Genomic DNA, 26978 nt, shown 5'->3' with positions numbered 1-26978 from the left:
CGACAACACCGGTATGCGTGTCGTCATCGTGACCGAATCCTTTCCCCCCGATGTGAACGGCGTGGCCCACTGCGCGCTCCAGACCGCCCGACACCTCGTCGACCGCGGTCACGCTCCCCTCGTCGTCGCACCCGCCCCGGCGCCCGGAAACAAGCTCGCCGCCCTCGCGGCGCCGTGCCCGGTCGTCCATGTCCCCTCCCTCCCGCTCCCCGGCTACCCCCAGGTCCGCGTCGCCCTCCCCAGCCGGCGCCTCGCCCAGGCGATCGTCCAGCACAGCCCCGACGTCGTGCACCTGGCCAGCCCCTTCGTCCTCGGCGTCCGCGGCATGGCCGCCGCCGCCAAGTTCGGCGTCCCCGCCGTCGCCGTCTACCAGACCGACCTGGCCGGCTACGCCCGCACCTACATGGGCGCCGGCGAGGCCGCGGCCTGGCGGCGCATACGGTCCGTCCACTCGGCCGCCGACCTCACCCTCGTCCCGTCCAGCGCGTCCATGAGCGACCTCGAGGCCCACGGGGTCCCCCGGCTCAAGCTGTGGGCACGCGGCGTGGACACCGCCCGCTTCCGCCCCGAACTCCGCGACGAGGCGCTGCGCCGCGACCTCGCCCCGAACGGCGAGGTGATCGTCGGCTACGTCGGCCGGCTCGCCCCGGAGAAGCACATCGAGCTGCTGGCCGACACCTGCCGCCTGCCGGGCGTCAAGGTCGTCATCGTCGGCGACGGGCCGAGCCAGCCCGCGCTGGCCGAGGCGCTGCCCGGCGCGGTCTTCCTGGGCCGCCGTGGCGGGGACGACCTCGCCCGGATCTTCGCCTCGTTCGACGTCTTCGCCCACACGGGTCCGTTCGAGACCTTCTGCCAGACCGTGCAGGAGGCCATGGCCAGCGCAGTGCCCGTCGTCGCGCCCGCCGCCGGTGGCCCGCTCGACCTGGTCGACCACGGCCGCACCGGCCTGCTGGTGCCGCCGCGCGACGCCACGGCCGTACGGGACGCCGTCCGGTCCCTGGTCGCCGATCCGGCGCTGCGGGCCGCGTACGGGGCCGCCGGACGCGAGACGGTCGAGGGCCGCACCTGGGCGGCCATCGGCGACCAGCTGATCGGGCACTACGCGGACGTGCTCGCCGCGCGCCGGGCGGTGGTGGCGGCATGAACGGCCTGCGGATCGTCCGGCTCGCCAACTTCGTCGCGCCCGCCTCCGGCGGACTGCGTACCGCGCTGCGCGAACTCGGCAAGGGCTTCAAGCTGGCGGGCCACGACCCCGTCCTCATCGTGCCGGGTGACAAGCACAGCGACTGCGAGACCGAGCAGGGCCGCGTGATCACCCTGCCCGGCCCGATGCTGCCCGGCACCGGCGGCTACCGCGTGCTCGTCGACAAGCGGCGGGTCGCGGCCCTCCTGGAGGAGCTCGCCCCCGACCGCCTGGAGGTCTCCGACCGCACCACGCTGCGGTGGACCGGCAAGTGGGCCCGCCGCGCCCGAGTCCCCGCCGTGATGGTCTCCCACGAGACCGCCGACGGTGTGCTGCGCACCTGGGGCCTGTCGGAGAACATGTCCCGGCGCGCCGCGGACGCCCTCAACGTCCGTACCGCCCACACGTACTCGAAGGTCGTGTGCACCACGGAGTTCGCCGAGCGGGAGTTCGTGCGGATCGGCGCCCGCAACGTCGTACGGGCCCCGCTGGGCGTCGACCTGATGAACCGGCGTCCCACCCTGCGCGACGCCGCACTGCGCGCCACGCACGCGCGTGCCGACGAGACGCTGCTGGTGATGTGCTCCCGCCTCTCCGTGGAGAAGCGGCCCGGCACCGCGCTGGACGCCCTGGAGTCGCTGCGCCGGCGTGGAGTGCGCGCCGTGCTCGTGGTCGCCGGGAACGGACCACTGCGCGCGGGGCTCGAGAAGCGGGCCCAGGAACGCGACCTGCCGGTGACCTTCCTCGGGCACGTCGCCGACCGCAGCCTGCTCGGAGCCCTCCAGGCATCCGCCGACGTGGCCCTGGCCCCCGGGCCCGCCGAGACGTTCGGGCTCGCCGCGCTGGAGGCCATGGCCTGCGGCACGCCCGTCGTGGCGAGCGCGTCCTCCGCGCTGCCGGAGGTGATCGGTTCCGCCGGGGCCACCGCTGCGGACAACGGGGACGCCTTCGCGGACGCCGTGGAGATGCTCCTGGACCGCCCCGAGCGCGAGCGCCGGGAGATCGCACGCGCGCGTGCGGAGTGCTTCGGGTGGGGCGCGGCGGTGGACGCCTTCCTCACCGCGCACGACGCGGCTCTGCCGGTGCGTCCCTTCGTGCGTGCGGAGGGCGCGGCATGAGACCGCTGCGTTACGTCGCCCTCGGGGACTCGCTGACCGAGGGGGTGGGCGATCCCGTGGGGAACGGGTGGCGCGGCTGGGCCGCGCTGCTCGCCGGCGGGCTGTCGGAACCGGCCGCCGAGTTCACCAACCTCGCGGTCAGCGGGGCACAGACGCGGGACGTGCTGGAGACCCAGCTGCCCGCCGCGCTGGACCTGCGGCCGGACGTCGCGTCCGTCCTGGTGGGCGTCAACGACACGCTGCGCAGCACCTTCGACATAGAGAAGATCGCCGAACGCCTCGACAAGGTCTACGCGTCCTTCACCCGTCAGGGCACGGCCGTGCTCACGGCCTGCCTGCCCGACCCGGGCACGATGCTGGGGCTGCCGGCGGTCCTCGGCAATCCGCTGGCCCGCAGGCAGCGGGCCGTCAACACGGTGGTCCACACGTTGTCCGAGCGGTACGGGGCGGTGCATCTGCACGCGGTCGACGACGCCTGGATCATGGACCGCGCGATGTGGAGCTCGGACCGGCTGCATCCCGGGGAGCGCGGGCACCGGCAGATCGCCCTGCGCTTCCACGCGATGCTGGCGCACCGGGGCCTCGCCACGCAGACGGCGCCCTCGGCCGAGCCCGAGTTCCCGCCGCCCACCAAGTCGGCGAGCCTGCTGTGGCTGGCCACCGCCGGTACCGCCTGGGTGATCCGGCGGTGCAACGACCTGCTGCCCCAGCTGCTGCGCCTCGCCGCCGTCGAGATGCGACACCGCGCGCGGGGCACCTGCGGGCGGCTCGACCTGCGTTCGGCACACGCGGTGTCCGTGGCGCTGGCTTCGCTGTCGGCGCCGGAGCCGACGGGAGCGGCCGAGCATCGGCCGGTGGTCGATGCCACGGGGTCGGCCCCGCAGCGGCTGGTGCCGGAGCCGACGGGGATGCCAGGGCATCGGCCGACGCCGGAGTCGTTGGCGCTGCCAGGGCATCGGCCGGTGTCCGAGCACCGGTTGGTCCCCGAGCGTCGGCCGGTGTCCGAGCACCGGTTGGTCCCCGAGCGTCGGCCCGTGCCGGAGCATCTGTCCTTGCCCGAGGGACTGGCGGTGCCCGTTCCCGGACAGCGCTCGGTCGCCGGGCCGCACCCCGCACCTGAGGCGGCGTAGCGCACGCGTGCGTGGCGGGCCGCGGCGGGCGTCAGCGGCGGCGTACGGCCACGAAACGGATCGGGGTGCCCGGTACCGCCTGCGCGGCGGCCGGGAGGTCGGCCGCGCGGACCACGGCGATCACCGGGTAGCCGCCCGTGGTCGGATGGTCGGCCAGGAACACCACGGGGCGTCCGTCGGGCGGGACCTGGACCGCGCCCAGGACCACGCCCTCGCTGGGGAGTTCACGTGTGAGGGCCCGTTCCAGGGCGGGACCGTCGGTGCGCAGCCCGATGCGGTTGCTCGCCGGGGACACCCGGTAGGCACGGGAGGTGAAGACCCGCACGGCCTCGTGCGTGAACCAGTCGTCGCGCGGGCCCAGCGTGACGCGCAGGACCAGTTCGGCGGGGGGAGCCGGCTGCGGGGTGACGTCCACGCGCGTGGGGAGCGGCGTCGGCGTGCCCAGGGGCAGTACCGCGCCGTCCGTGAGGGGCGGTGGGCCGAGGCCCGACAGGAGGTCCGTGGAGCGGCTGCCCAGGACCGGCTCCACGGTGATGCCGCCGGAGACGGCCACATAGCTCCGTACGCCCGAGACGGCCGCACCGACGTCCAGCAGCGCACCCGCGGGCACCCGCACCGGAGCGCCCCAGGCGACCGGGCGCCCGTCCACCGTGACCCGGCAGGGCGCACCTCCGACGGCCACGGTGACCGTCGAACGAGGCCGCACCGCACATCCGTTGAGCGTGGTCTCCAGTACGGCCGCCTCCGGTGTGTTGCCGACCAGGCGGTTGACCAGTGCCGCCGCCGGCCCGTCCAGCGCACCCGAGCGGGGCACGCCGAGGTGCGCGTGCCCGGGACGGCCCAGGTCCTGGACGGTGGTGAGCGCCCCGGCCCGGAGGACGGAGAGCGCGCGGTCGGTCATGAGCTCCCCACCGGAACGAAGCGCACGCGCGTGCCCGGCGACAGCAGCGCGGCCGGCACACGCGTGTGGTCCCACAGCACGGTGTCCGTGGTGCCGATCAGCTGCCAGCCGCCCGGTGACGAGCGCGGGTACACGCCTGTGTACGGGCCCGCCAGAGCGACGGCGCCCGCCGGTACGGCCGTGCGCGGAGTGGCCCGGCGGGGGACGTCGTAGCGCGGCGGCAGGCCGGTGAGATAGCCGAATCCGGGAGCGAACCCGCAGAAGGCGACGCTGAACTCGGTGTCCGCGTGGATACGGGCCACCTCATGCGGGGTGACGCCCCAGTGCGCGGCGACGTCGGCGAGGTCCGGGCCGTCGTAGCGCACCGGGAGTTCGACGACGGCACGCGCGCGTGGGGGAGCGGGCGGTACCTCCGACGAGGCCAGTTCGGCGGCCACGCGGGCCGGGTCGGTGAGGCCGTCGAGCAGGACCGTACGGGCCGCGGGGACGATCTCGCGGACGGTCAGCGAGCCCTCGGCGCGGCGCCGCAGCAGCTCCGCGTGCAGCGCCCGGGCCTCCTCGCCCGAGGACACCTCGACGAGCAGGGCGTCGTCGCCGACCGGCAGCGCCCTCATGCGAAGGCCTCCACCCGGACCCCCGACTCCTCCAGCCGCGCCCGCACCCGGCGGGCCAGCTCGACGGCGCCGGGCGTGTCCCCGTGCAGACACAGGGAACGCGCGCGTACCTCGACCCGTGCCCCGGAGCGGGAGGCGACCACACCCGAGCGAGCCAGGCCGACCGAGCGTTCCACGACGGCCTCCGGGTCGGTGACCACGGCGCCGTCCTGGCCGCGCGGCACGAGGGTGCCCTGGTCGGTGTACGCGCGGTCCGCGAACGCCTCCTTGACGGCGGGGAGGCCGGCCTTGGCGGCCAGCTCCAGGAGCCGGGAGCCGGGCAGGCCGAGCACGGGCAGGGTGGCGTCCGCCAGGCGCACGCCGTCGACCACCGCGCCGGCCTGCTCCTCGTCGTGCACCACCCGGTTGTAGAGCGCGCCGTGCGGTTTGACGTACGACACGCGCGTGCCCGCCGCTCGTGCGAAGACCTCGAGGGCGCCGATCTGGTACGCCACTTCGGCCGCCAGCTCGGCGGGCGGCACGTCCATCGCGCGCCGCCCGAACCCCGCCAGGTCCCGGTAGGAGACCTGGGCGCCGATCCGCACCCCGCGCTCGGCCGCCTGCTCGCACACCCGCCGCATGGTGGCCGCGTCCCCGGCGTGGAAGCCGCAGGCCACGTTGGCGCTGGTGACGACCGACAGCAGGCGTTCGTCGTCGGTCAGCTGCCAGCGGCAGAAGCCCTCGCCGAGGTCGGCGTTGAGATCGATCGAGTTCATGAACACGTCGTTTCTGCTGTCAGGCGACGATGCGGTACTGCTCGTCGCGGGCATCGGTCAGGAACATCTGGCCCGGTGCGTGGGTGATGGCGAACGGCGGGCGTGAGGCCATGACCGCTGCCTGCGGGGTCACTCCGCAGGCCCAGAACATCGGGATCTCCTCCGGCTCCACGTCCACCGGATCGCCGAAGTCGGGTCGGCCGAGGTCGGCGATGCCGAGGGCCGACGGATCGCCGCAGTGCACGGGGCTGCCGTGCACCGCCGGCAGCAGCCCGGTCTCCCGCAGGGCCGCGGCCACGTGCTGCGGCGGCACCGGCCGCATCGACACCACCAGCGGACCGCGCAGCCGCCCCGCCGGACGGCACTGGCGGCCGGTGACGTACATCGGGACGTTGCGGCCCTGCTCGAGGTGCCGGATCGGCACGCCCGCCTCGGACAGCGCCCACTCGAAGGTGAAACTGCACCCGATCAGGAACGACACCAGATCGTCGCGCCAGTGCGCGCGCACGTCCGTCGGCTCGTCCACCAACTCGCCGTCGCGCCACACCCGGTAGCGCGGCAGATCGGTGCGCAGGTCGGCGCCCTCGGCGAGCGGCGTCGTCCAGGAGCCGGCGTCCGTGACGTCGAGCACCGGGCAGGGCTTGGGATTGCGCTGGCAGAACAGCAGCATGTCGTACGCCCAGTCGGCGGGCACCGAGACCAGGTTGACCTGGGTGTGGCCCGCCGAGACGCCGGCCGTGGGACCCGTGAGGCCCTCCCGGAAGCGGGCGCGTGCCGATTTCGGGCTCCACGCGCGCGCGTGCTCGTCGACGAGGGTGAGCGGGCGGTCCTCTGTCACGAGGGTGGCCGGGTGATCGTTCGCCGCGAGGGTGGCCGGGTGGCGGTTCGCCGCGAGGGTGAGCCGCTGGTGGTCGTCCGTGCGGTTCACACGAGCTCCTTCCCGCGCGTCTCCGGCAGTCCCAGCAGGGCGAGGGCCGCGATGCCGTATCCGATCGCACCGAAGACCAGAGCGCCGCCCACACCCCAGCTGTCGGCCAGGAAGCCGACCGTGGTCGGGAAGACGGCGCCGACCGCGCGGCCGGTGTTGTAGGTGAAGCCCTGTCCCGTGCCGCGCACCGCCGTCGGGTACAGCTCGCTCAGGTACGAACCGAAGCCGCTGAAGATCGCCGACATGCAGAACCCGAGGGGGAAACCGAGCACCAGGAGCAGGGTGTTGGCGCCGCTCGGGATGTTCGCGTACGCCAGGATGCAGACCGCCGACAGCAGCGCGAACAGCCAGATGTTGCGCCGGCGTCCCAGCCGGTCGGTGAGGTAGCCGCCGGTCAGATAGCCGATGAAGGCGCCCGAGATCAGGAACGTCAGGTAGCCGCCGGTGCCGACGACCGACAGGTCGCGCTCGGTCTTGAGGTAGGTCGGCACCCAGGTGGCGAGGGTGTAGTAGCCGCCCTGGACGCCGGTGGAGAGCAGTCCCGCGAAGATCGTCGTACGCAGCAGACCGGGCTTGAAGATCGCGGCGAACGAGCCCTTCTCGGCGCTCTGTTCGCGGACCGCCACCGCCTCGGGAGCGTCGTGCACCCGGCGCCGCATCCAGATGACGAGCAGGGCGGGCAGCGCGCCGGTCCAGAACATCACGCGCCAGGCCAGGTCGTCGTCGACGAGCGAGAAGACCACGGTGTACATGATCGCGGCCAGTGCCCAGCCGACGGCCCACGAGCTCTGGATCGCGCCGAGCGTGCGGCCCCGGTGCCTGGCGGTCGCGTACTCGGCGACGAGGATCGCGCCGACCGCCCACTCGCCGCCGAAGCCGAGGCCCTGCAGGGCGCGGAAGACCAGCAGCGTCTCGTAGTTGGGTGCGAAGCCGCAGGCGACGGTGAAGACCGCGTAGGTGATCACCGTGATCATCAGCGCCCGGACCCGGCCGATCCGGTCGGCCAGCACGCCGGCGAGTGCACCGCCGACCGCGGAGACCACGAGGGTGACGGTGGTGAACAGGCCCGTCTGGCCGCTGTCCAGACCGAAGTACGCGGCCAGCGCCACCATGCTCAGCGGCAGGGTGAAGTAGTCGTAGGAATCCAGGGCATAGCCGCCGAAAGCGCCCGCGAAGGCGCGGCGGCCGCGCGGCCCCAGGGCGCGCAGCCAGCCGAACGCGCCGTCGTCGTCGGCGCGTTCGTCGGTGGTGGGCTGGGTGAGGGCCTGCTGTGGAGGGGTCGTGCTCATGGGCACCTCGCAGTGGGAGGACGGAGGGTGCGGAACTGAGCTGAACGGTGAGCAGCAAGGTAGAGGATCGTTGAACGATCCTTCAATACCCCTGTTGTTTCGTTCTCGTGTCTGCGGTTGAATTCCGGGCATGGCAGAGCAGCTGGCCGGACTGGCCGACGACCGTGCCCTCCTGGGCCGCACCAGCACGGCGGAGCGGGTCTCGGACATCCTCAGAAGCCGCATCGCCGAGGGCTTCTTCCCGCCCGGCACCCGGCTGTCGGAGGACAGCATCGGAGGGGCGCTCGGTGTGTCCCGCAACACACTGCGCGAAGCGTTCCGGCTGCTCACCCACGAGCGGTTGCTCGTCCACGAACTGAACCGGGGCGTGTTCGTACGGGTCCTGACCGTGGAGGACGTCGAGGACATCTACCGCACCCGTCGTCTCGTCGAGTGCGCCGTCGTACGCGGGCTCGGCGAACCGCCGTACGCCCTGGAGGGGCCGGCCGAAGCCGTTGCCGAAGGGCAGCGCGCGGTGCGTGAAGGTGACTGGAAAGGGCTGGGTACCGCCAACATCCACTTCCACCGGGAGCTGGTCTCCCTGGCGGGAAGCGCCCGCACCGACGAGCTGATGCGCAGTGTCTTCGCCGAGCTGCGGCTCGCCTTCCACGTCGTGGACGACCCCAAGCGGCTGCACGAGCCGTATCTCGCGCGCAACCGGCAGATCCTCCAGGCACTGGAGGCGGGGGACAAGGCAGAGGCCGAGAAGGTGCTCGCGGTGTACCTCGACGACTCGCTGAAGCGGGTCGTGGAGGTCTATCAACGCCGAGTGACAAGCGCGCCCTGAGGGGCTCGGGGCTGTGTCGATGTGCGGCTCCGCCGCGCGGGCGCGACCAGCCGCAGACGGCCCGCAGTCGACACACGGCCCGCATTGCCCGGCCAAACCGGCGGAGCCCCGTCGTTTGGGTCGATGTCAGACCCAGGACCTAGTCTGTGCACCGTGACTTCGCCTGCATCGACGGACCGTGTTCCGCCCCAGCTCAGCGCGGGGCCGCGCCCCGCACCGGGCCCGGCCGCCGACGAGGGGCTGGCGCGGCGGCTGCGCGCGCTCGCCTGCACCGCGCCGCTGCACGACCTCGACGCCCGCAAGGCCAACCTCGCGGGCGAGTACTCGGTGTACGGCATGGCGGAGGTGGCACTCGCCGCCATCGACCTGGTCACCCTCAACATGGACTTCGACACGGGCGCCGACCACGACCAGATCGTCGCCCGGCTCATCCCGCGCATCGCCGCCCAGGCCCCGCGGCGGCCCGTCGCCGAGCACGAACGGGTGGCCCGCTGGGTCCTGGAGAACCTGATCAACGTCGGCAGCGTGGACCGCGGCTTCCGGGCCGTGTACGGCACGTTCGCGCCGGACGGCAGCTATGTCCGCCGTGACTACGACTTCAAGCTGATCGAAGAGGTGCCGGGCCCCGGCGGCACGGTGTACCTGCGCACGACCGACGAGGCGGTCAACGTCCTCGTCGGCGCCCTCGACACCGATGTCACCAGCGCCCAGATCGCCGCCGAGGTCAAGCTGGAGGTCCTGATCAACCGCGGCCGCCTCGCCGACGCCCAGCTGGCCGCGGAGCAGGCCCGGTACCGCACCGTGCAGTACTCCGAGACCCTCCGCAGGGCCCTCGACGCGACCCGGCGCAACGTCCGCGCGGTCGACTGGCTGAACGCCGTACCGGACATGATCGCCGAGGCACTCGACCACGTCGCGGACCGGTACCGCCACGAGAACGCGATCCTCACCAACATCCGCAAGGCCCGCGACGAGACCGAGGACCCGGAGCACAAGCGCCGCGCGGCCGAGCTCGTCGACATCGTCAAGGACTGCATCCGACGCCACACCCAGCTGCAGTCCCGGCTGCTGGAGGCCGGCCCCCTGTTCCGCGCCGAGCAGGACCGGCAGGCCTTCGCGACGCCGATGACGACGTCCGGGATAGACCTGTACGGCCAGCTGGTCGCCCCCGTCCTGCCGTTGCCCCTGGAGCAGGCCGTCCGGGTCACGGACGCCTTCTTCGCGCGCGGGACGGGCATGCGTACGCCGGTGTCCGTGCGGGTCGGCGACCTCGTCGACATACTGCTGACCCCTCCCGTGGAGCGCGAGCACCTCGGAGCCGAGATGCCCGAGCCCGACCTCATCGCGACGCCCGACGACAGCCGGTTCAGCGAGGAGCAGCTGGCCGCGGCGACCGAGCTGCTGGACCTGCCGGCCGACGCGCCGCGCCGGTTGTCGGGTCTGCTGGCCCAGGCACGCCGCCAGGACCCGGAGCTGCCGTATCTCGTGGCGTTGCTGGCGGTTCACGCGGCCAGTCCACCCGTCGGGACCGCCTACCGGCAGGGCGAGGAGAAGCTGCTGTTCGCCGTGGACGACGGGACCGAGCTGGACGATCCCGAGTTCGGCGGGGCCGACCTGATCGTGGGGACGGCCCTGCTGGACGCGGCCGGGATGGCCGCCGACAGGACAGAGGCAGCATGAGTGAGCGACAGCGGAGCAAGGAGCACCAACCGTGAGCGAGCACGCCGAGTGGAGTGACCCGGAGGCCCCCGCCCCGTCGGTGTCCGCCGCGGTCACGCCCGCCGACGCCGCCGACGCGGCCCGGCTCGTCGCGTTCGGGCTGCAGCCCAAGCTGCAGCCCGCGCGGGACCAGGAGTACACGGAGCTGCTGCGGCGGTACCGCGAGGACCCGCCGTTCGCGCGGCTCGCGGACGCAGTGGCCGCCGGGCTCGGGCTCGTGGTGCTGGAGGTGTCCCCGCGCGCGGGGATGGCCGTGACGGCCGCCGAGGACTCCGTGTTCGCCGTCCGCATGGGCGACTACGCGCGTCGTACGTCCGCCGACGGCGGCGACCGCTTCCTGCACGGGCTGGCCCATCTCGCCATCGCCGCCATGGCGTTCCCGCGGCCCGAGGACCTCGCCGACGACGGCTACATCGGGCGTGTGACGGTCAACGGCGTCGACGCCTTCGTACGGCAGGCCTGCCGGCGGCTGGAGGAGCGCGCCGAGGAACAGGGCGAGAACACCGATCCGGCGACGGACGCGCCCGGGCTGGAGGCCGCCTGGCGCATCTGGGTGAGACGCAGCGCCACCGGTGCCACCAAGGACGCGCGCAGACTCGCCGGTTCGACCACCGGCATCGTCGGCAAGGCGGCCGCCTTCCTCACCGACTCCGGGTTCCTGCAGCGCACCGGCGACGACAACGGCGGCACGTACCGCACGACCGCCCGCTACCAACTCCAGGTGCGCGACATGGCGGGCAGCGCCGCCATGGCCGAACTCCTGGAGCTGGGCGTGGTCCCGGTCACCGACGGCACGCCGACCCTGCTGCCGGCCGAGGACACGGACGACCTGGAGCTGGTGGCCGACGCCGGGCTGCCGTTCCACTCCGCCTGACGCCCCCCGAACCTCCCTTCCCTGAAGAAGACTTACGAGAGTCCGCCATGTACGAGCTGTCCCGGGTCCGCCTCTACTCCATCGGACCGGCCGGTGCGCGCTACGCCGACACCGTGCTGGACCTGCGCGGTGTGGGCGAGCCCGTGCCCGACCCCGCCCCGACGCAGGCGGAGTTCTTCGAGGAGGAGCCCGTCGGACCGCCCCGTCGGCCCGCGCCCGCAGGGGTGCTCTTCCTGGAGAACGGCGGCGGCAAGTCGGTGCTGCTCAAGCTGATCTTCTCCGTGATGCTGCCGGGCCATCGCAACACCCTGGGCGGCGCCAGCTCCGGCGTACTGCGCAAGTTCCTGCTCGCCGACGACTGCGGGCATGTCGCGCTGGAGTGGCAGCACACGCTCACCGGCGAGTGCGTCGTGGTGGGCAAGGTGAGCGAATGGCGTGGGCGCCAGGTCTCCAACGACCCGCGGAAGTTCGCCGAGGCCTGGTACTCCTTCCGGCCCGGACCGGGGCTCAGCCTGGACAACCTGCCCGTCGCCGAGTCCACCGCCGTACGGCCGCCCGTGGAGGGCCAGTCGGGCGCGCAGGGACGCCGCCGCACCATGAAGGGCTTCCGGGACGCCATCACCGAGGCGGGCAAGGCGTATCCGCATCTGGAGGTGCACTGGGAGGAGATCCACGACCGCTGGATCGAGCACCTCGGCGACCTGGGCCTCGACCCGGAACTCTTCCGCTACCAGCGGGAGATGAACGCCGACGAGGGCGAGGCCGCCGGCCTCTTCGCCGTCAAGAAGGACTCCGACTTCACCGATCTGCTGCTGCGTGCGGTGACGGACACCCGCGACACCGACGGGCTCGCCGACCTGGTCAGCGGGTTCGGCAACAAGCTGGGCCGGCGCGCCGAGCTGATCGCCGAACGGGACTTCACCGCCGGGTCCGTCGACCTGCTCGGGCGGATCGTCGAGGCCGCCGAGACACGCTCACGCGCGCGTGACATCCACGCCGGTGCCGAGCGGCGCACCCGGACCCTGGCCCGGCGGCTGTCCGCGCGGGGTGTCCAGGAGCGGGTGCGCGCCGCCGACCTCGCCCAGCGGGTCACGGCCGCCGCGTACGCCGTCACCCACGCGGAGTCGGCGCGGGAGCGCAGCGCGCTGATCGCGGCCGAACTCGCCTACCGCCACGCCTCGTTGGCGCTCGCGGCGGCCGAAAAGTCGGCGGCGGCCCAGAAGCGGGAGCTGGCCGACGCGCGCACCCTGCACTCCGCCTGGCAGGCCGCCGAGGCCGTACTGCGGCACCGCGCCGCCGCCGACCGCGTCGCCCGCGTCGCCGCCGCGATCCAGGAGGCCGAGCGGGACGCGGCTCCCGCACTGGCCGCCCGTGCCAAGGCCGCCGTCGATCTCGTACGGGCCCTGCACGCGGCCGCGGAGGGCGCCGAGAGCCTCGCCAACGAGGGGGAGGAGCGGTCCGCCGCGCTCCAGGAGGTCAGCGAGTCCGCCTACCGGGACTCCACCGCCGCGGCCACCGAGGCGCAGCGGGCCCGCAGCGAGGTCGGGCATCTGCGGCAGCGGCTGTCGGAGGTCGAGCAGGAGACCGCCGAGGCGGTTCGCGCCGGCTGGCTCGACGACAGCGCGCCCGACGCCGACCCGGCCCGCGCGGCCCTCGCCGCCAGCGACGCCGAGAAGACGGCCGTCGCGGCCTGGGACACCGCCCGTGAGGCTTCCCGGCGTGCCTCGGAGCACGCGCGCGAGGCGGCTTCGGCCGAGTCCCGAGCGGAGCTGACGGCGGCCCGCGCGGCGGACGCCGCGACCGCCGCCGAGCGCTCCTACGACGCCGAACGCCGCCTCGCCGAAGGGCTGGCGATGGAGGAACGGCTCGCGGAACTGCTGAGCCTGACCGGGGAGTCCGGCGTGCGGCGTGGGTCGGTGCCCGCCCCACGCGTGGGGGACGGCGGCAAGGCGGGCGGGTCCGCGCGTGACGCCGGTAACGGGGGCGTGTCCTCGGGGGACGGCGGCAAGGAGAGTGCGTCCGCGCCTGACGGCGCGCAGGCCGCCCAGGGCGGCCCCGCCGATGGCGCCCTCACCCCGGAGGAGCTCGACCGCTTCGCCGACGAGCTGCGCGAGCTGCTCGACGACGCGGTCTCCGCCGCCGAGCGCCAGCTCTTCGAGCTGCGTACGGCCGCCGCCGACGACGCCCGGATCCTGGGCGCGCTCGGCGACGGTGGACTGCTGCCGCCCGGCCCGGACGTGCTGGCCACCGTGGAGTTCCTCGGCGAGCAGGGCATCCCCGCGCTGCCCGGCTGGCGCTACCTCGCCCAGGCCGTCGACCCCGCCGACCACGCGCGCGTGCTCGCCGCCCGGCCCGAACTGGTCGACGGCGTGATCATCACCGACCCGGACACGCACGCGCGTGCCCGCGAGGCGCTCAGTGACGCGGCCCTGCTGCCCCGGTCCGCCGTGGCGGTCGGCACGGCGGCCGCACTGCTCGCCCCGACCCCGGCCGACGATGCGCCGAGCGGCCCCTCTCCTGACGTATTCCTCGTCCCCCCGAACCCCGCCATGCACGACGAGCACGCCGCCGACGAGGAGCGGCACGCCCTGCGCGCGCGGGCGACCGAGCGGGACGAGGAGATCCGCACGCTTGCCGCGCGGCTCGGCAAGGACCGCGAACTGGCGGCGCGGCTGGCCTCCTGGCGGACGGGCTGCCCGGCCGGACGGCTGGTCGAGCTGGCGCAGGCGGCCCGGGACACGCGCGCGTTCGCCGAGGAGTCCGAGGCCGAGCTGGCCGAGGCACGGACCGCGCGGGCCGAGGCCGACGAAGCCGCCGCCGAGGCCGCTCAGGTCCGCGACGAGCGTCAGGAGGCAGCGCAGAAGGCCCGGCGCGCCGCCGACGCCCTGGCCGGGCTGGCCTTCCGGCTCCGCGAGCGGGCCGGCTGGCAGGTCAGGCTGCGCGAACTCGCCGACGAGGCAACCGAGTCCGAGGCCCGCGCCCAGGCCTGCCTGGAACGTGCCCGCGCCGCTGACGAGGACCGCCGTGCCGCCCAGCGCGCCGCCGACGACGCGCGCCGCACCGCGCGGGCCCTGCGCGCCGAGCGCTCGGAGATCGCCGGCGCCCCCGACGACGTACCGGACACGGACGCCGATGCCCCGAAGGCGTCCCTGCCCGCGCTCCGAGAGGCCTACCGGGCCGCCTCCCAGGTGTACGAGAAGGTCGGCGTCGGCGCCGACCTGCGCGCCGAGCAGGCCCGTGCCGAGAGCGACGAGAGCGCGGCGCGCGCGGAGCTGGACCGGCTGAGCAACAAGGTTCGTACCCGGGCCGAGCAGCTCCTTCAGTCGCCCGACGGTTCCGACGGGCCCTCCCGACAGGCCGCCGCCGCGCGCGCGGAGGAACTGGTCCAGCTCCTGGAGGCCCGCATGTCCAGCGCGAGCGAGCAGCTCGGCCGGCTGCGCGGCGAGGCCGAGCGGCACGCACCCGAGGACGGTGAGGCGCACACCGAGCTGTCCGAGGAACTCCAGCCGCGCGACGCCGAGCACGCCCAGGCACTGCTGCGCACGGCGACCGCCGAACTCGCCTCCCGCACCGAGGCCTTGACGCAGACCCGGGAGGCGCACGCGGAGCTCCTCGAAGCGCACCGAGCCGCCGAGGACGCGGCCGGCGGCTTCGACGAGATCGCCGCGATGCTCCGCGATCTGCTGCGGGAACACACCACGGACGAGGAGCAGGAGACGCCGGAGCCCTACCCCGGCACCCTGGAGGAAGCCCGGCAGTCCGCCGCCGAGGCCCGCCGGTCGCTGCGCGGCTGCGCCGCCGACCTGTCCGCCGCCGAGGCCGCCGTACGCGAGGCGAGCGACGTGCTCGTCCGGCACGCCAACTCCACGCGCTACGAGCAGGTGCGCACCCCCGCCCGCCAGCAGATCCGCGAGCTGCCCGCCTCCGCGCTGCCCGAGCACGCGCAGAAGTGGGCGGACGCCTTCGCGCCCCGGCTCCGCGTTCTCACCGACGAGTTGGCACAACTGGAGCGCAACCGCGACTCGATCGTGGACCGGCTTCGCGGCCTGGTCGAGTCGGCGCTGGCGACCCTGCGCTCCGCGCAGCGGCTCTCCCGGCTGCCCGAGGGGCTCGGCGAGTGGTCCGGACAGGAGTTCCTGCGCATCCGGTTCGAGGAGCCCGACCAGGCCACCCTCACCGAACGGCTCGGCGAGGTCATCGACGAGGCGACGCGCGCGGCGGTGAAGAAGAACTCGGACCTGAGGCGGGACGGAATGTCCCTGCTGCTGCGCGGTGTCGCCGCGGCACTTCAGCCGAAGGGCGTCGCCGTCGAGATCCTGAAGCCGGATGCCGTACTGCGGGCCGAGCGAGTGCCCGTCGGGCAGATGGGCGATGTGTTCTCCGGAGGTCAGCTGCTCACCGCGGCCATCGCCCTGTACTGCACGATGGCGGCCCTGCGGTCGAACGACCGGGGCAGGGACAAGCACCGGCACGCCGGCACGCTGTTCCTGGACAACCCGATCGGACGCGCCAACGCGACCTACCTGCTGGAGCTCCAGCGAGCCGTCTCGGACGCGCTGGGCGTCCAGCTCCTGTACACCACCGGCCTGTTCGACACCACCGCGCTCGCGGAGTTCCCACTGGTCATCCGACTGCGCAACGACGCCGACCTGCGTGCCGGGCTGAAGTACATCAGCGTCGAGGAACACCTCCGGCCGGGACTGCCGCAGCAGACCCCGGCCGGGGAAGCGGTGCACAGCGAGATCACGGCGACACGGATGTTCAAACGTCCCGCACCGGCGGCAGGCTGATCAGACGGCGCCCTTTTCCTGGGCCGCGGCTTCCAGGCGGTGCTCGGCGAGGACGCCGGTCCGGTGCCGCTGGACGAACCAGTAGTACGCGAAGCCACCGCCCGCGATGACCGCGACGAACAGCACCGCGCCCCAGCGCAGATACCAGTGGTACGGGGCCGTCGCGTTGTAGACCGAGGCGCGCGGCCAGATCAGATTGATCGTCATCCCCGCGCCCCACATCACGGCGAGGACGTTGACGAGCAGTCCCCACCGGCCCAGGGAGAACTTGCCGTCACCCGCGGGCCGCCACTGCCCGCGCAGCCGGGCCACCAGCATCGGCGCGGTGACACCGAGGTAGGCGAGGTAGATCATGATGATGCCGATGCTCGTGACCACGGTGAAGATCTGCGGCTGGCGGATGTTGACCACGAGGATCGCCAGCGCCAGGACCCCGATGATCACGGTCGGCAGCACCGGTGTCTGAAAGCGCGGGCTGACCCGGGCCAGCAGCGAGGATGCCGGCAGGTTGTTGTCCCGGGCCATCGCGAACGCCAGCCGGACCGCCGCCGTGTGGACCGCCAGGGCGCACACCGTCACGGCGATCAGCACGCACCACAGCATCGCCTTGCCGGCCGTCGGTCCGAGCACGTCGAGCACGATGTACTGCAGCCCGTCCGTCGACAGCTTCTCGCCGTCGAGGCTGGAGACGCTCATCAGCGCGAGCAGCAGGATCAGGCCGCCCAGGACGAACGAGGCGACGATCGCGCGGATGATGGCGCGCGGCGCGTTGCGGGACGGGTCCAGGCACTCCTCACCCAGCGAGGAGGCCGTGTCGAACCCGTACATGACGTACGCGGAGGCCAGGGAGGCCACCAGGAACGCGCCCAGATAGCCGGCGCCGTGGCCCGCACCGGTGCCGTTCGTCTCCGTCACCACCTGTGGTCCGCGCGTGATGTGGGCGGCGAACAGGACGATCAGTACGACGGTGGCGATCAGCTCGATGAACACGCCCGCCGTGTTGATCCTCGCCATCAGCTTGACTCCGAAGGCGTTGACCAGAGTGGTGAACAGGATCAACACCGCGGCCAGCACGACCGCGTTGGTGGCCACGTCGTACGTGCCGGTTCCGTCGCCCACCAGTTGGAAGGCCGACGAGATCTGGGGGAGTGTCAACTGGTAGGCGAGTGCCACGGCCGAGATGGACACGATGGAGGCGATCAGCATCATCCAGCCCGCGAGCCAGCCCAGATGCGGATTGCCCACCTTCTTCGACCAGTTGTAGACCGAGCCGGCCACGGGGTAGCGGGCGGCCAGTTCCGCGAAGCAGAGGGCGACCATGAACTGGCCGACGAAGACCATCGGCCATGACCACCAGTAGGCGGGGCCGCCGCTGCCGTACCCGAAATAGAACAACTGGAAGGTGCCCGTCAGGATCGAGATGTAGCTGATCCCGGCGGCGAAGGTGTGAAAGTTGCCGAGCGTGCGCCTGAGTTCGGGTCGGTAGCCGAACTCGGCGAGTTCGGCGTCGTCGTGGCTGTGGGGACCGGATGACTGCTCCGTGCGGGGCATGAGCGGACTCCTCGTGGGCCGGGGAGAGGAAGGCTCCCGCGGGTGCCGGGATCACTGAGGCGGGTTGATCGAACCCACCTTGCGGTGAACGGCACGCGTCACGCCAGATGCACTACGTCCCCCGCCACCCCCCGCGGCGCCGCCCCGCCGTGCTCAGGAGTGCGACAACTGGCCGGTACCGCCCCGGCGGCGTATTCGCTCCTGGGCGCGCTCGGCCTCGCGTGCGTGCCGTCGCGCCCGGCGCCGCTCGCGTCGCAGGGCGCGCGCCGTGCTGCTCGGTGTCGAGACCACGCCATGGCGCTGGTTCCACACCTGGCGGGTCACCCAGACGTCGAGAGCGCTCCAGGTGGCCACGACCGTACTGACCACGCTGCTGATCACCATGGGGAACGCCAGCCACGACTCCGCCAGAGTGCACAGGAACGCCACCATCGCCTGGATCAGCGTCACCGCGATGATCAGCACCGCTCGCACCGCCGCAGTGCGCACCGGATCGGGCATCCGGCGCCGCCGAGCGGTCTCCTCCACCCACAACGGCCGGTACGCCGACGGCACTTCGCTTGACCGGCCGTCAACGGCCGCGGCCGTTCTGCCGCCCATCGACACCCCGCCGCCCGAACGGTCCGAGCCGCCCGGAAGGTCACGTTCGTCCGCCCTCGACGCACCCACGCCCACCGGAACCTCGCGGCTGTCCGTCGTCTCGCGTTCGCCCACGGGAATGTCGCGATCCAGCGCTTCGGGGCCGCGCCGCGCTGTCATATGCGCCATCGCACCATTCTCGGGCGTCTCGCGCCGCTCCGCCGTGCCCATCACCGTGTCACTCCCCACCGCCGACAGAACCCTTGCCCGGTCCCGAAGACCGGGCTCCCCAGCGACTGCCCGGCTTGCGCTGATTTACGCCGCCCGGGGACGGGATGTGGCTCCTGTGGCCCATTCCGCCCCCATTTCCCGTACAGAAGGACGATCGAGACGTCCCGAAGATTCCCGAGGAAGATAAAAATCCGGCCAACTGGCCTGAGAGGTCGGCCGGATCGGTCCTCGGGGCCGCCGACAGTTTGCGGGAGGCAATCTCCCGTAATGGCCGGACAACTCCCCATGTCTCGTCACCGGCGCGGAAGTTCAGATTCCGGATGTCCCTTCGAGTTACTTGTGCGTCGGTAGTAGGCTCGCGCCAATTGTTGACGCACAGGTGTGCCCCCGTGACCGGTGGGGGTTTGAGCTGGGGGAGGCCATGCACTTTCGCGGGAAGTCGATCCGCCGGAAGATGGTGGCGCTGCTTCTCGTGCCGCTGGTGTCCCTGACCGCGATCTGGGGTTTCGCCACGGTACTCACGGGGCGAGGCGTGGCTCAGCTGTTCACGGTGTCGTCCCTCGTCGAGAAGATCGGCTACTCCACCGAGGACGCCGTCCGCGTCCTGCAGCAGGAACGTCGCCAGGCGCTGGTCTATCTCGCGGATCGCCGGGCCTCGGACGCACTGTCCGCGCTGCGCGTCACCCGGAACGCCACCGACGCCGCCGTCGCCGAGATCCGCAAGAACGCCAAGGACCCCGACGTCCGCGACGGCTTGGACGCGGGTGACAGCGAGCGGCTCACCGCTGTCCTCGACGCCTTCGACGGCATCAACTCCCTGCGCCGCAGCGTCGAGGACGGAACGGTCACCCGCTCCCAGGCCCTCGGCCTCTACAACCGGCTCGTCGACCCCTGCTACGCCCTGCTGGGCTCCCTGGACGGGATCGACAGCGTGGCGATGGACAAGCAGGCCCGCGCCCTTCTCAACGTGACCCGCGCCCGTGAACTGCTCTCCCGCGAGGACGCGTTGCTCAGCTCCGCCCTGGTGGTCGGGAAGCTGTCCCGCGACGAGATACACGACGTCTCCGACCTCGTCGCCCAGCGCGACCTCATGTACGACATCAGCCTCACGGACCTGCCCTCGTCCGAGCGTGAACGCTATGAGCGCTTCTGGGACAACGCCTCCACCGCTCCGCTGCGCGTCGCCGAACAGGCCGTCATCTCCTCCCCGGCGGGCACGCCCAGCAGGGTCGACGCCAAGAGCTGGGACACCGCCGCCGGCAGCGTCCTCGAAGAGCTCAGCAAGCTCAACGACGAGGCGGGCGCGCGCTATCAGGACCGCGTGAGCCCCGTCGCCATGGGCGTCATCCTGAAGGCGGCCGTCGCGGGTGTCCTCGGTCTGCTCGCCCTGCTGCTCTCCCTCTTCCTGTCCGTGCGCATCGGCCGCGGCCTCATCCGCGATCTGCGGCAGCTGCGCCTCGAGGCGCACGAGGCATCCGGGGTGCGACTGCCCAGCGTGATGCGCCGCCTCTCCGCCGGCGAGCAGGTCGACGTGGAGACCGAGGTTCCGCGCCTGGAGTACGACAAGAACGAGATCGGCGAGGTCGGCCAGGCCCTCAACACCCTGCAGCGCGCCGCCGTCGAGGCCGCCGTCAAGCAGGCCGAACTGCGCGCCGGTGTCTCCGAGGTCTTCGTCAACCTCGCCCGCCGCAGCCAGGTCCTCCTCCACAAGCAGCTCACCCTCCTCGACACCATGGAACGCCGGACCGAGGACACCGACGAACTCGCCGACCTGTTCCGCCTCGACCACCTGACCACCCGCATGCGCCGGCACGCCGAGGGCCTGGTGATCCTCTCGGGCGCCGCACCCTCCCGGCAGTGGCGCAAGCCCGTCCAGCTGATGGACGTCGTGCGCGCCGCGGTCGCCGAAGTCGAGGACTACGAGCGCATCGAGGTCCGCCGCCTGCCCCGTGTCGCCGTCACCGGCCCGGCCGTCGCCGACCTCACGCACCTCGTGGCCGAACTCCTGGAGAACGCCACGGTGTTCTCCCCGCCGCACACCGCAGTCCAGGTCCTGGGCGAGCGGGTCGCCAACGGCTTCACCCTCGAGATCCACGACCGCGGTCTCGGCATGGCGGCCGACGCCCTGCTCGACGCCAACCTCCGGCTCGCCGAGACGCCCGAGTTCGAACTGTCCGACACCGACCGGCTCGGTCTGTTCGTGGTCAGCCGCCTCGCCCAGCGGCAGAACGTCCGCGTCTCGCTGCAGCCGTCTCCGTACGGCGGCACTACCGCCGTCGTCTTCATCCCCGACGCCCTGCTCACCGACGACGTACCCGACACCAACGGCATCGGGTTCCGTCTCGACCGGCCCACGCCCTCCAAGGAGGCCGAGCTGGAGGACTCGCGTCGCGCCGCCCTCGCGCAGGTGCCGGTGCGCGTGCCCGGCCTTCCCGCCTCCCTCCTGGGGGGCCCGGTCGAGCTCGAGTCCCCCGTCGACCTCGACGCCCTCAGCGACTTCCCGGACCCGCTCGACGAAGACGACGGCGAACGCGGTGGGCTCTTCCGCCCGCGCCGCCCCCTTACGCAGGGGGAGGACGAGGCGACAGGCCCGCTCGGCGCACACCCGGTCTCCGGCATCCACGGCGGAGCGGACCAGGCCGGCCCCGAGGACGGTCTGAGCGCGCCGGTCCCGCTGCCCCGCCGAAGGACACCGAAGCTGGTCAGCTCGCACGGACGCCCGGTCCCCGAGCAGCGTTCCCGCCGAGAGGAGGCTGACCCGGAGCCTTCCACGGGCCTGAGCCGCTCCGAGCACAACGGCCTCGCTCCGCTGCCGACCCGCCGTCGCGCTACCGGTGCCCGCGGTGAGCTGCCGGGTACTGGGGACCGGATCGGCGACCGTGCCGACCCACCGCCCTCCGCCGGCAACGACCGCGGTGAGCGGCCGGAGCCCGCGGCCCTCCCGAGGCGCACGCGACGGCCCGAGATCGCATCGAGCGGCCCCGACGACAGCGCCTCGAGCACGGCCGCCGACCCGCGGGGGACCGCCTCCGGCACGGCGCCGCTGCCCCGGCGGGTACGGCAGGCCAATCTGGCTCCGCAGCTCAGACAAGGCCCCGCACCACGTACCGAGGAGGGGACGGAGCTCGTCGAGCGGGACGCGGACGAGGTACGCAGCCGAATGGCCTCTCTCCAGCGCGGCTGGCAGCGCGGCCGCCAGGAGAACGCCGCGGGCGACGAAGCCCACAGCGGCACAGCACCACAGGGAACGACTAAGGGGGACGGTCGATGACCGCACCGAAGGCGACCGGCCACACCGCGACCAACCAGTCCGGCGAGCTCAACTGGCTCCTCGACGACCTGGTGGACCGCGTCGCCAGCATCCGCAAGGCCCTCGTCCTCTCGGGCGACGGCCTGCCCACGGGGGTGTCCAAGGACCTGACCCGCGAGGACAGCGAGCACCTGGCCGCCGTCGCCTCCGGCTTCCACAGCCTCGCCAAGGGCGTGGGCCGCCACTTCGAGGCGGGCAACGTCCGGCAGACGGTCGTCGAACTCGACGACGCCTTCCTGTTCGTGACGGCCGCCGGCGACGGCAGCTGCCTCGCGGTGCTGTCCGACGCCGACTCCGACGTCGGCCTGGTCGCGTACGAGATGACGCTCCTCGTCAAGCGGGTCGGGGTGCATCTGGGCACCGCTCCGCGCACCGATCTGCCCTCGGGCGGGTAGTGGGATGGCATGAGCGCTGAGGGTCAGGGAAGAAGCCACTGGTTCGACGACGAGGCCGGGCCGGTCGTCCGACCGTACGCGATGACGCGCGGCCGCACCACCAGTGCAGCCCAGCACCGCCTCGACCTGATCGCGGTGGTCGTGGCGGAGCCCCATGCGGACGATCCGGAAGCGGACTCGACGCTGTCCCCGGAACACGTGGACATAGTCGAGCTGTGCCGTGACGCCCCGCAGTCCGTGGCCGAACTCTCCGCCGAACTCGACCTGCCCATCGGAGTCGTACGGGTCCTCGTCGGGGATCTCGTGGACGGGGAATTCGTCCATGTGAACCGGCCCGTACCGCCTGCCGAGCTGGTGGACGAGAGTATTCTGCGCGACGTGATCAACGGCCTGCGGGCGCTGTGAGCGGCGTGGAAGCGGGGTAGTGACGTGACAGGCTGGCAGTTCTGGGTCGACCGAGGCGGCACCTTCACGGACATCGTCGCGCGACGCCCGGACGGCCGCCTCCTCACCCACAAACTCCTCTCGGAGAATCCCGCGCGCTACTCCGACGCGGCCGTCGCCGGCGTCCGCGCGCTGCTGGAGGGCTCCCAGGACCCCATCGAGTCCGTCCGCATGGGCACGACGGTCGCCACGAACGCCCTGCTCGAACGCAAGGGTGAGCGGACCCTGCTGGTCATCACCCGCGGATTCCGGGACGCCCTGCGGATCGCCTACCAGAACCGGCCCCGGATCTTCGCCCGCCGCATCGAACTCCCCGAGCTGCTGTACGAGCGGGTCGTCGAGGTCGACGAACGCATCGCCGCCGACGGCACCGTCCTGCGCGAGCCCGACCTGGAAGCCCTCGCGGGCTCCCTCCGGCAGGCGTACGACGACGGTATCCGCGCCATCGCCGTCGTCGGCATGCACAGCCATCTGCATCCCGCCCACGAGCAGGCCGTCGGCAGGCTCGCCGCCGGCATCGGCTTCCCGCAGATCTCGCTGTCCAGCGAGGTCAGCCCCTTGATGAAACTCGTCCCGCGCGGGGACACCGCCGTCGTCGACGCCTACCTTTCGCCCGTGCTGCGCCGCTACGTCCAGCACGTCGCCGACGAACTCGAGGGCGTACGCCTGATGTTCATGCAGTCCAACGGCGGTCTCGCCGAAGCCGGGCAGTTCCGCGGCAAGGACGCCATCCTCTCCGGCCCCGCCGGCGGCATCGTCGGCATGGCCCGCATGTCGCAGCTCGCCGGCTTCGACCGCGTCATCGGCTTCGACATGGGCGGCACCTCCACCGATGTCTCGCACTTCGCGGGCGAGTACGAACGCGTCTTCACCACACAGATGGCCGGCGTCCGGCTGCGCGCACCCATGCTGGACATCCACACCGTCGCGGCGGGCGGCGGCTCCGTCCTGCACTTCGACGGCTCCCGCTACCGCGTAGGGCCGGACTCGGCGGGCGCGGACCCGGGGCCGGCCTGCTACCGGGGCGGCGGTCCACTCGCGGTCACCGACGCCAACGTCATGCTCGGCCGTATCCAACCCGCCCATTTCCCCAGGGTGTTCGGCCCCGACGGCGACCAGCCCCTCGACGACGCGCTCGTGCGGGACCGCTTCGCCGCGCTCACGCGCGAGATCCGCGAGCAGACCGGCGACGACCGCACCCCCGAACAGGTCGCCGAGGGCTACCTGCAGATCGCGGTCGCCAACATCGCCAACGCCGTGAAGCGGATCTCCGTACAGAAGGGCCACGACGTCACCCGCTACGCCCTCACCACCTTCGGCGGCGCCGGTGGCCAGCACGCGTGCATGGTCGCCGACTCGCTCGGCATCCGCACCGTCCTCGTGCCGCCCATGGCGGGCGTCCTGTCCGCACTCGGCATCGGCCTCGCCGACACCACGGCCATGCGCGAACAGTCCGCCGAAGCACCCCTGCGGGCCGCGTCGATGCCCGGCGTTCGGAAGACGGCGGACGCTCTGGAGGCCGCCGCTCGGACCGAACTCCTCGACGAGGACGTCCCCGAGGACCGAATCAAGGTCACCCGCCGCGCCCAACTCCGCTACGACGGCACCGACACCACTCTCACCGTCGAACTCACCGAGCCCGACACGATGCGGCGCGCCTTCGAAGAACGTCATCGCGCCACGTACTCCTTCACGCTCGACCGCCCGATCGTCGTCGAAGCCCTCTCCGTCGAAGCCACCGGCATCACCGAACCCCCCGATCTCTCCGCTCTCGCCCCCTATGAGGCCACCCCGCAAGGCGGCCCGGCCGCCCCCGAAACCGTCCGCCTCCACACCGGCGGCACCTGGCGCGACGTACCCCTCCACCGCCGAGAGGACCTCCCTCCCGGCGAAATCGTCGCCGGCCCGGCGATCATCACCGAGGCCAGTGCGACGACCGTCGTCGACGACGGCTGGCAAGCCGCGACGCGCGACGACGGGCATCTGGTCATGGAACGCGTGGAGATTACGCAGAGTTCCGATCTCGACACGAAAGCCGACCCGGTTCTTCTCGAGGTCTTCAACAACCTGTTCATGTCCATCGCCGAGCAGATGGGCGCACGCCTGGAGTCCACGGCCCAGTCCGTCAACATCAAGGAACGACTGGACTTCTCCTGCGCGCTCTTCGACCCGGACGGAAACCTGGTGGCCAACGCCCCCCATATCCCAGTCCACCTGGGCTCGATGGGCACGAGCGTCAAGGAAGTCATCCGGCGCCGCGGCTCGCGGATGCGCCCCGGCGACACCTACGCCGTCAACGACCCGTACCACGGCGGCACCCACCTGCCCGACGTCACCGTGATCACCCCGGTCTTCGACACGGCAAGCACGGCGGACACGGAGGGTGAGACAAAGATCCTCTTCTACGTCGCCTCACGCGGCCACCACGCCGAGATCGGCGGCATCGCCCCCGGCTCCATGCCCGCGAACAGCCGCACCATCGAGGAGGAGGGAATCCTCTTCGACAACTGGCTGCTCGCCGAGAACGGCCGCTTCCGCGAGCAGGAGACCCTCCGCCTGCTCACCGAGGCGCCCTACCCCTCCCGCAACCCGAAGACCAACCTCGCAGACCTGCGCGCCCAGATCGCGGCCAACCAGAAGGGCGTCGACGAAGTCGCCCGCATGATCGAGAACTTCGGCCTCGACGTCGTCCAGGCATACATGAGGCACGTCCAGGACAACGCCGAGGAAGCGGTGCGTCGCGTCATCGACGCCCTGGACGACGGCGAGTACGCCTACGAGACCGACTCCGGCGCCGTCATCCGGGTACGCGTGCGCGTGGACCGCGACAACCGCTCAGCCACCGTCGACTTCACCGGCACCTCCCCACAGCTGGCCACCAACTTCAACGCCCCCTTCTCGGTCGTCAACGCCGCGGTCCTCTACGTCTTCCGCACCCTCGTCGCCGACGACATTCCGCTGAACGACGGCTGTCTGCGGCCCCTGGAGATCATCGTGCCGTCCGGGTCCATGCTGGCGCCCGAACCTCCGGCCGCGGTCGTCGCGGGCAACGTGGAGACCTCCCAGGCGATCACCGGTGCCCTCTACGCCGCACTGCGCCTGCAGGCCGAGGGCTCCGGCACCATGAACAACGTCACCTTCGGCAACGAACGCCACCAGTACTACGAGACGGTGGCCTCCGGGTCCGGCGCGGGCGACGGCTTTCCCGGCGCACCCGTCGTCCAGACCCACATGACCAACTCCCGGCTCACCGATCCCGAAGTGCTGGAGTGGCGACTGCCCGTTCAACTCGACGAGTTCGCCGTACGGCGCGGCAGCGGTGGTGCCGGCAAGTGGCGCGGCGGGGACGGGGCGGTGCGCCGCATCCGGTTCCACGAGCCCATGACCGTCTCCACGCTGTCCCAGCACCGCAGAGTGCCGCCGTACGGCATGGCGGACGGCGAACCCGGCGCGCTGGGAGCCAACCGCGTCGAACGCGCGGACGGCACGGTCACCGAACTCGCAGGAAGCGACTCGGCGGACGTCGGACCCGGCGACGTACTCGTCATCGAAACCCCCGGCGGCGGAGGCTACGGCCCACCGTCGCGCGACCCCCATCAAGCAGGAGAAGAGATCGATGATCTTCGGGCGTTCTGAGCGCGGGAAGCCTCCGGTCGAGCCCGTCACGCTCAAGATCCTGGTGGCCGGCGGCTTCGGCGTGGGCAAGACGACCCTCGTCGGCGCGGTCAGCGAGATCAGGCCGCTGCGCACCGAGGAACTGCTCACCGAGGCAGGCCGCCCCGTCGACGACACGAGTGGTGTCGAGGGCAAGCGCACCACGACCGTGGCCATGGACTTCGGCCGCATCACCCTGCGCGAGGACCTGGTGCTGTACCTCTTCGGCACACCCGGCCAGGAGCGGTTCTGGTTCATGTGGGACGAGCTCTCGGAGGGCGCGCTGGGCGCCGTCGTCCTCGCGGACACCCGCCGCCTCGAGGACTGCTTCGCGGCCGTCGACTACTTCGAACGGCGCTCCATACCCTTTCTTGTCGGCGTCAACTGCTTCGAGGGAGCGGCTCGTTACCCGGCGGAGGACATTCGGCAGGCCCTCGACCTCGACGACGGCGTACCGCTGCTGCTGTGCGACGCGCGCGACCGGGAGTCCGTGAAGGAGATCCTCATCGGCGTCGTCCAGCACGCGATGGCCTACCAGTCGGACCGCCGCCAGGCCGTGACCACCTGACCCCGGCGCACGCGCACGGCCCGTACCCCCGCCGACTGGGGTACGGGCCGCGGTTCATGGCACGCGCGCGTGGCTCAGGCGGGTCGCACGCGCGCGTGGACCGTATTTCGGCACCGGGC

At 72.4% G+C, this 26978-nt stretch carries 18 protein-coding genes and 1 pseudogene; 12 read left to right on the top strand and 7 right to left on the bottom strand.

Going from position 1 to position 26978, the window contains the following annotated elements; all coding sequences use genetic code 11:
- Positions 1–13 precede the first annotated feature (13 nt).
- The 3 genes and pseudogenes from ACIBAG_RS41495 to ACIBAG_RS41485 form a co-directional block, all read left to right on the top strand.
- Positions 14–1144 (top strand): glycosyltransferase family 4 protein, encoded by a 1131-nt coding sequence (locus tag ACIBAG_RS41495; protein WP_399112767.1) that lies wholly within the window; start codon positions 14–16, stop codon positions 1142–1144.
- Positions 1141–2301, top strand: coding sequence for a glycosyltransferase (locus tag ACIBAG_RS41490; protein WP_399112765.1), 1161 nt, complete (start codon positions 1141–1143; stop codon positions 2299–2301). The genes ACIBAG_RS41495 and ACIBAG_RS41490 overlap by 4 nt, the downstream gene beginning before the upstream one ends.
- A pseudogene (locus tag ACIBAG_RS41485) lies at positions 2298–3128 on the top strand (SGNH/GDSL hydrolase family protein); the annotation flags it as partial. The gene ACIBAG_RS41490 and the pseudogene ACIBAG_RS41485, both read left to right, overlap by 4 nt.
- Positions 3129–3462: 334 nt before the next feature.
- Here the strand turns inward: ACIBAG_RS41485 and ACIBAG_RS41480 are convergent.
- The 5 genes from ACIBAG_RS41480 to ACIBAG_RS41460 all read right to left on the bottom strand — a co-directional run bounded on the left by ACIBAG_RS41480 (position 3463) and on the right by ACIBAG_RS41460 (position 7918).
- The gene (locus ACIBAG_RS41480; RefSeq protein WP_399112764.1) at positions 3463–4332 is read right to left on the bottom strand and encodes a biotin-dependent carboxyltransferase family protein; all 870 of its coding nucleotides are present in this window, start codon (positions 4330–4332) and stop codon (positions 3463–3465) included.
- On the bottom strand, positions 4329–4946 hold the full coding sequence (locus tag ACIBAG_RS41475; protein ID WP_399112762.1) for an allophanate hydrolase subunit 1: 618 nt from the start codon (positions 4944–4946) through the stop codon (positions 4329–4331). The genes ACIBAG_RS41480 and ACIBAG_RS41475 overlap by 4 nt, the downstream gene beginning before the upstream one ends.
- Positions 4943–5701, bottom strand: coding sequence for a LamB/YcsF family protein (locus tag ACIBAG_RS41470; RefSeq protein WP_399112760.1), 759 nt, complete (start codon positions 5699–5701; stop codon positions 4943–4945). The genes ACIBAG_RS41475 and ACIBAG_RS41470 overlap by 4 nt, the downstream gene beginning before the upstream one ends.
- A 19-nt stretch (positions 5702–5720) precedes the next feature.
- Positions 5721–6539: a putative hydro-lyase gene (locus ACIBAG_RS41465; protein ID WP_399112899.1), complete on the bottom strand. Its 819-nt coding sequence runs from the start codon at positions 6537–6539 to the stop codon at positions 5721–5723.
- A gap of 86 nt (positions 6540–6625) precedes the next feature.
- On the bottom strand, positions 6626–7918 hold the full coding sequence (locus tag ACIBAG_RS41460) for an MFS transporter (RefSeq protein WP_399112759.1): 1293 nt from the start codon (positions 7916–7918) through the stop codon (positions 6626–6628).
- Between the two features lie 130 nt (positions 7919–8048).
- On the opposite strand from ACIBAG_RS41460, the gene ACIBAG_RS41455 reads away from it, so the two are divergent.
- The 4 genes from ACIBAG_RS41455 to ACIBAG_RS41440 all read left to right on the top strand — a co-directional run bounded on the left by ACIBAG_RS41455 (position 8049) and on the right by ACIBAG_RS41440 (position 16127).
- Positions 8049–8744 (top strand): GntR family transcriptional regulator, encoded by a 696-nt coding sequence (locus ACIBAG_RS41455; protein WP_399112758.1) that lies wholly within the window; start codon positions 8049–8051, stop codon positions 8742–8744.
- 153 nt (positions 8745–8897) lie between these two features.
- Positions 8898–10424 carry a hypothetical protein gene (locus ACIBAG_RS41450; RefSeq protein ID WP_399112757.1) on the top strand — a complete coding sequence of 509 codons (1527 nt, stop codon included), beginning with the start codon at positions 8898–8900 and terminating at the stop codon, positions 10422–10424.
- Positions 10425–10455: 31 nt separating this feature from the next.
- On the top strand, positions 10456–11337 hold the full coding sequence (locus tag ACIBAG_RS41445; protein WP_399112756.1) for a hypothetical protein: 882 nt from the start codon (positions 10456–10458) through the stop codon (positions 11335–11337).
- A gap of 47 nt (positions 11338–11384) precedes the next feature.
- Positions 11385–16127 (top strand): hypothetical protein, encoded by a 4743-nt coding sequence (locus ACIBAG_RS41440; RefSeq protein ID WP_399112754.1) that lies wholly within the window; start codon positions 11385–11387, stop codon positions 16125–16127.
- On the opposite strand, the gene ACIBAG_RS41435 is transcribed toward ACIBAG_RS41440, so the two are convergent.
- Complete coding sequence (locus ACIBAG_RS41435; RefSeq protein ID WP_399112753.1) at positions 16128–17678, bottom strand: APC family permease; 1551 nt, start codon at positions 17676–17678, stop codon at positions 16128–16130.
- 153 nt (positions 17679–17831) lie between these two features.
- Positions 17832–18488, bottom strand: a complete 657-nt coding sequence (locus ACIBAG_RS41430; RefSeq protein WP_399112898.1) for a hypothetical protein — start codon at positions 18486–18488, stop codon at positions 17832–17834.
- Between the two features lie 421 nt (positions 18489–18909).
- On the opposite strand from ACIBAG_RS41430, the gene ACIBAG_RS41425 reads away from it, so the two are divergent.
- Genes ACIBAG_RS41425 through ACIBAG_RS41405 form a run of 5 tightly spaced genes read left to right on the top strand, consistent with a single transcriptional unit; the run spans position 18910 to position 26859 of the window.
- Positions 18910–21759, top strand: a complete 2850-nt coding sequence (locus ACIBAG_RS41425) for a nitrate- and nitrite sensing domain-containing protein (protein WP_399112751.1) — start codon at positions 18910–18912, stop codon at positions 21757–21759.
- A complete protein-coding gene (locus ACIBAG_RS41420; protein ID WP_031486154.1) occupies positions 21756–22193 on the top strand; it encodes a roadblock/LC7 domain-containing protein in 438 nt (145 codons plus the stop codon). The genes ACIBAG_RS41425 and ACIBAG_RS41420 overlap by 4 nt, the downstream gene beginning before the upstream one ends.
- A 9-nt stretch (positions 22194–22202) precedes the next feature.
- Complete coding sequence (locus ACIBAG_RS41415) at positions 22203–22598, top strand: DUF742 domain-containing protein (protein ID WP_399112748.1); 396 nt, start codon at positions 22203–22205, stop codon at positions 22596–22598.
- 24 nt (positions 22599–22622) lie between these two features.
- On the top strand, positions 22623–26273 hold the full coding sequence (locus ACIBAG_RS41410) for a hydantoinase B/oxoprolinase family protein (RefSeq protein WP_399112746.1): 3651 nt from the start codon (positions 22623–22625) through the stop codon (positions 26271–26273).
- Positions 26254–26859, top strand: a complete 606-nt coding sequence (locus ACIBAG_RS41405) for a GTP-binding protein (RefSeq protein WP_399112745.1) — start codon at positions 26254–26256, stop codon at positions 26857–26859. The genes ACIBAG_RS41410 and ACIBAG_RS41405 overlap by 20 nt, the downstream gene beginning before the upstream one ends.
- Positions 26860–26978 lie beyond the last annotated feature (119 nt).

The sequence above is a fragment of the Streptomyces sp. NPDC051243 genome (assembly GCF_044455405.1).
Lineage (GTDB): Bacteria > Actinomycetota > Actinomycetes > Streptomycetales > Streptomycetaceae > Streptomyces.
Note: the sequence above shows the minus strand (reverse complement) of the source record. Positions and strands in the feature narration are given on the sequence as shown.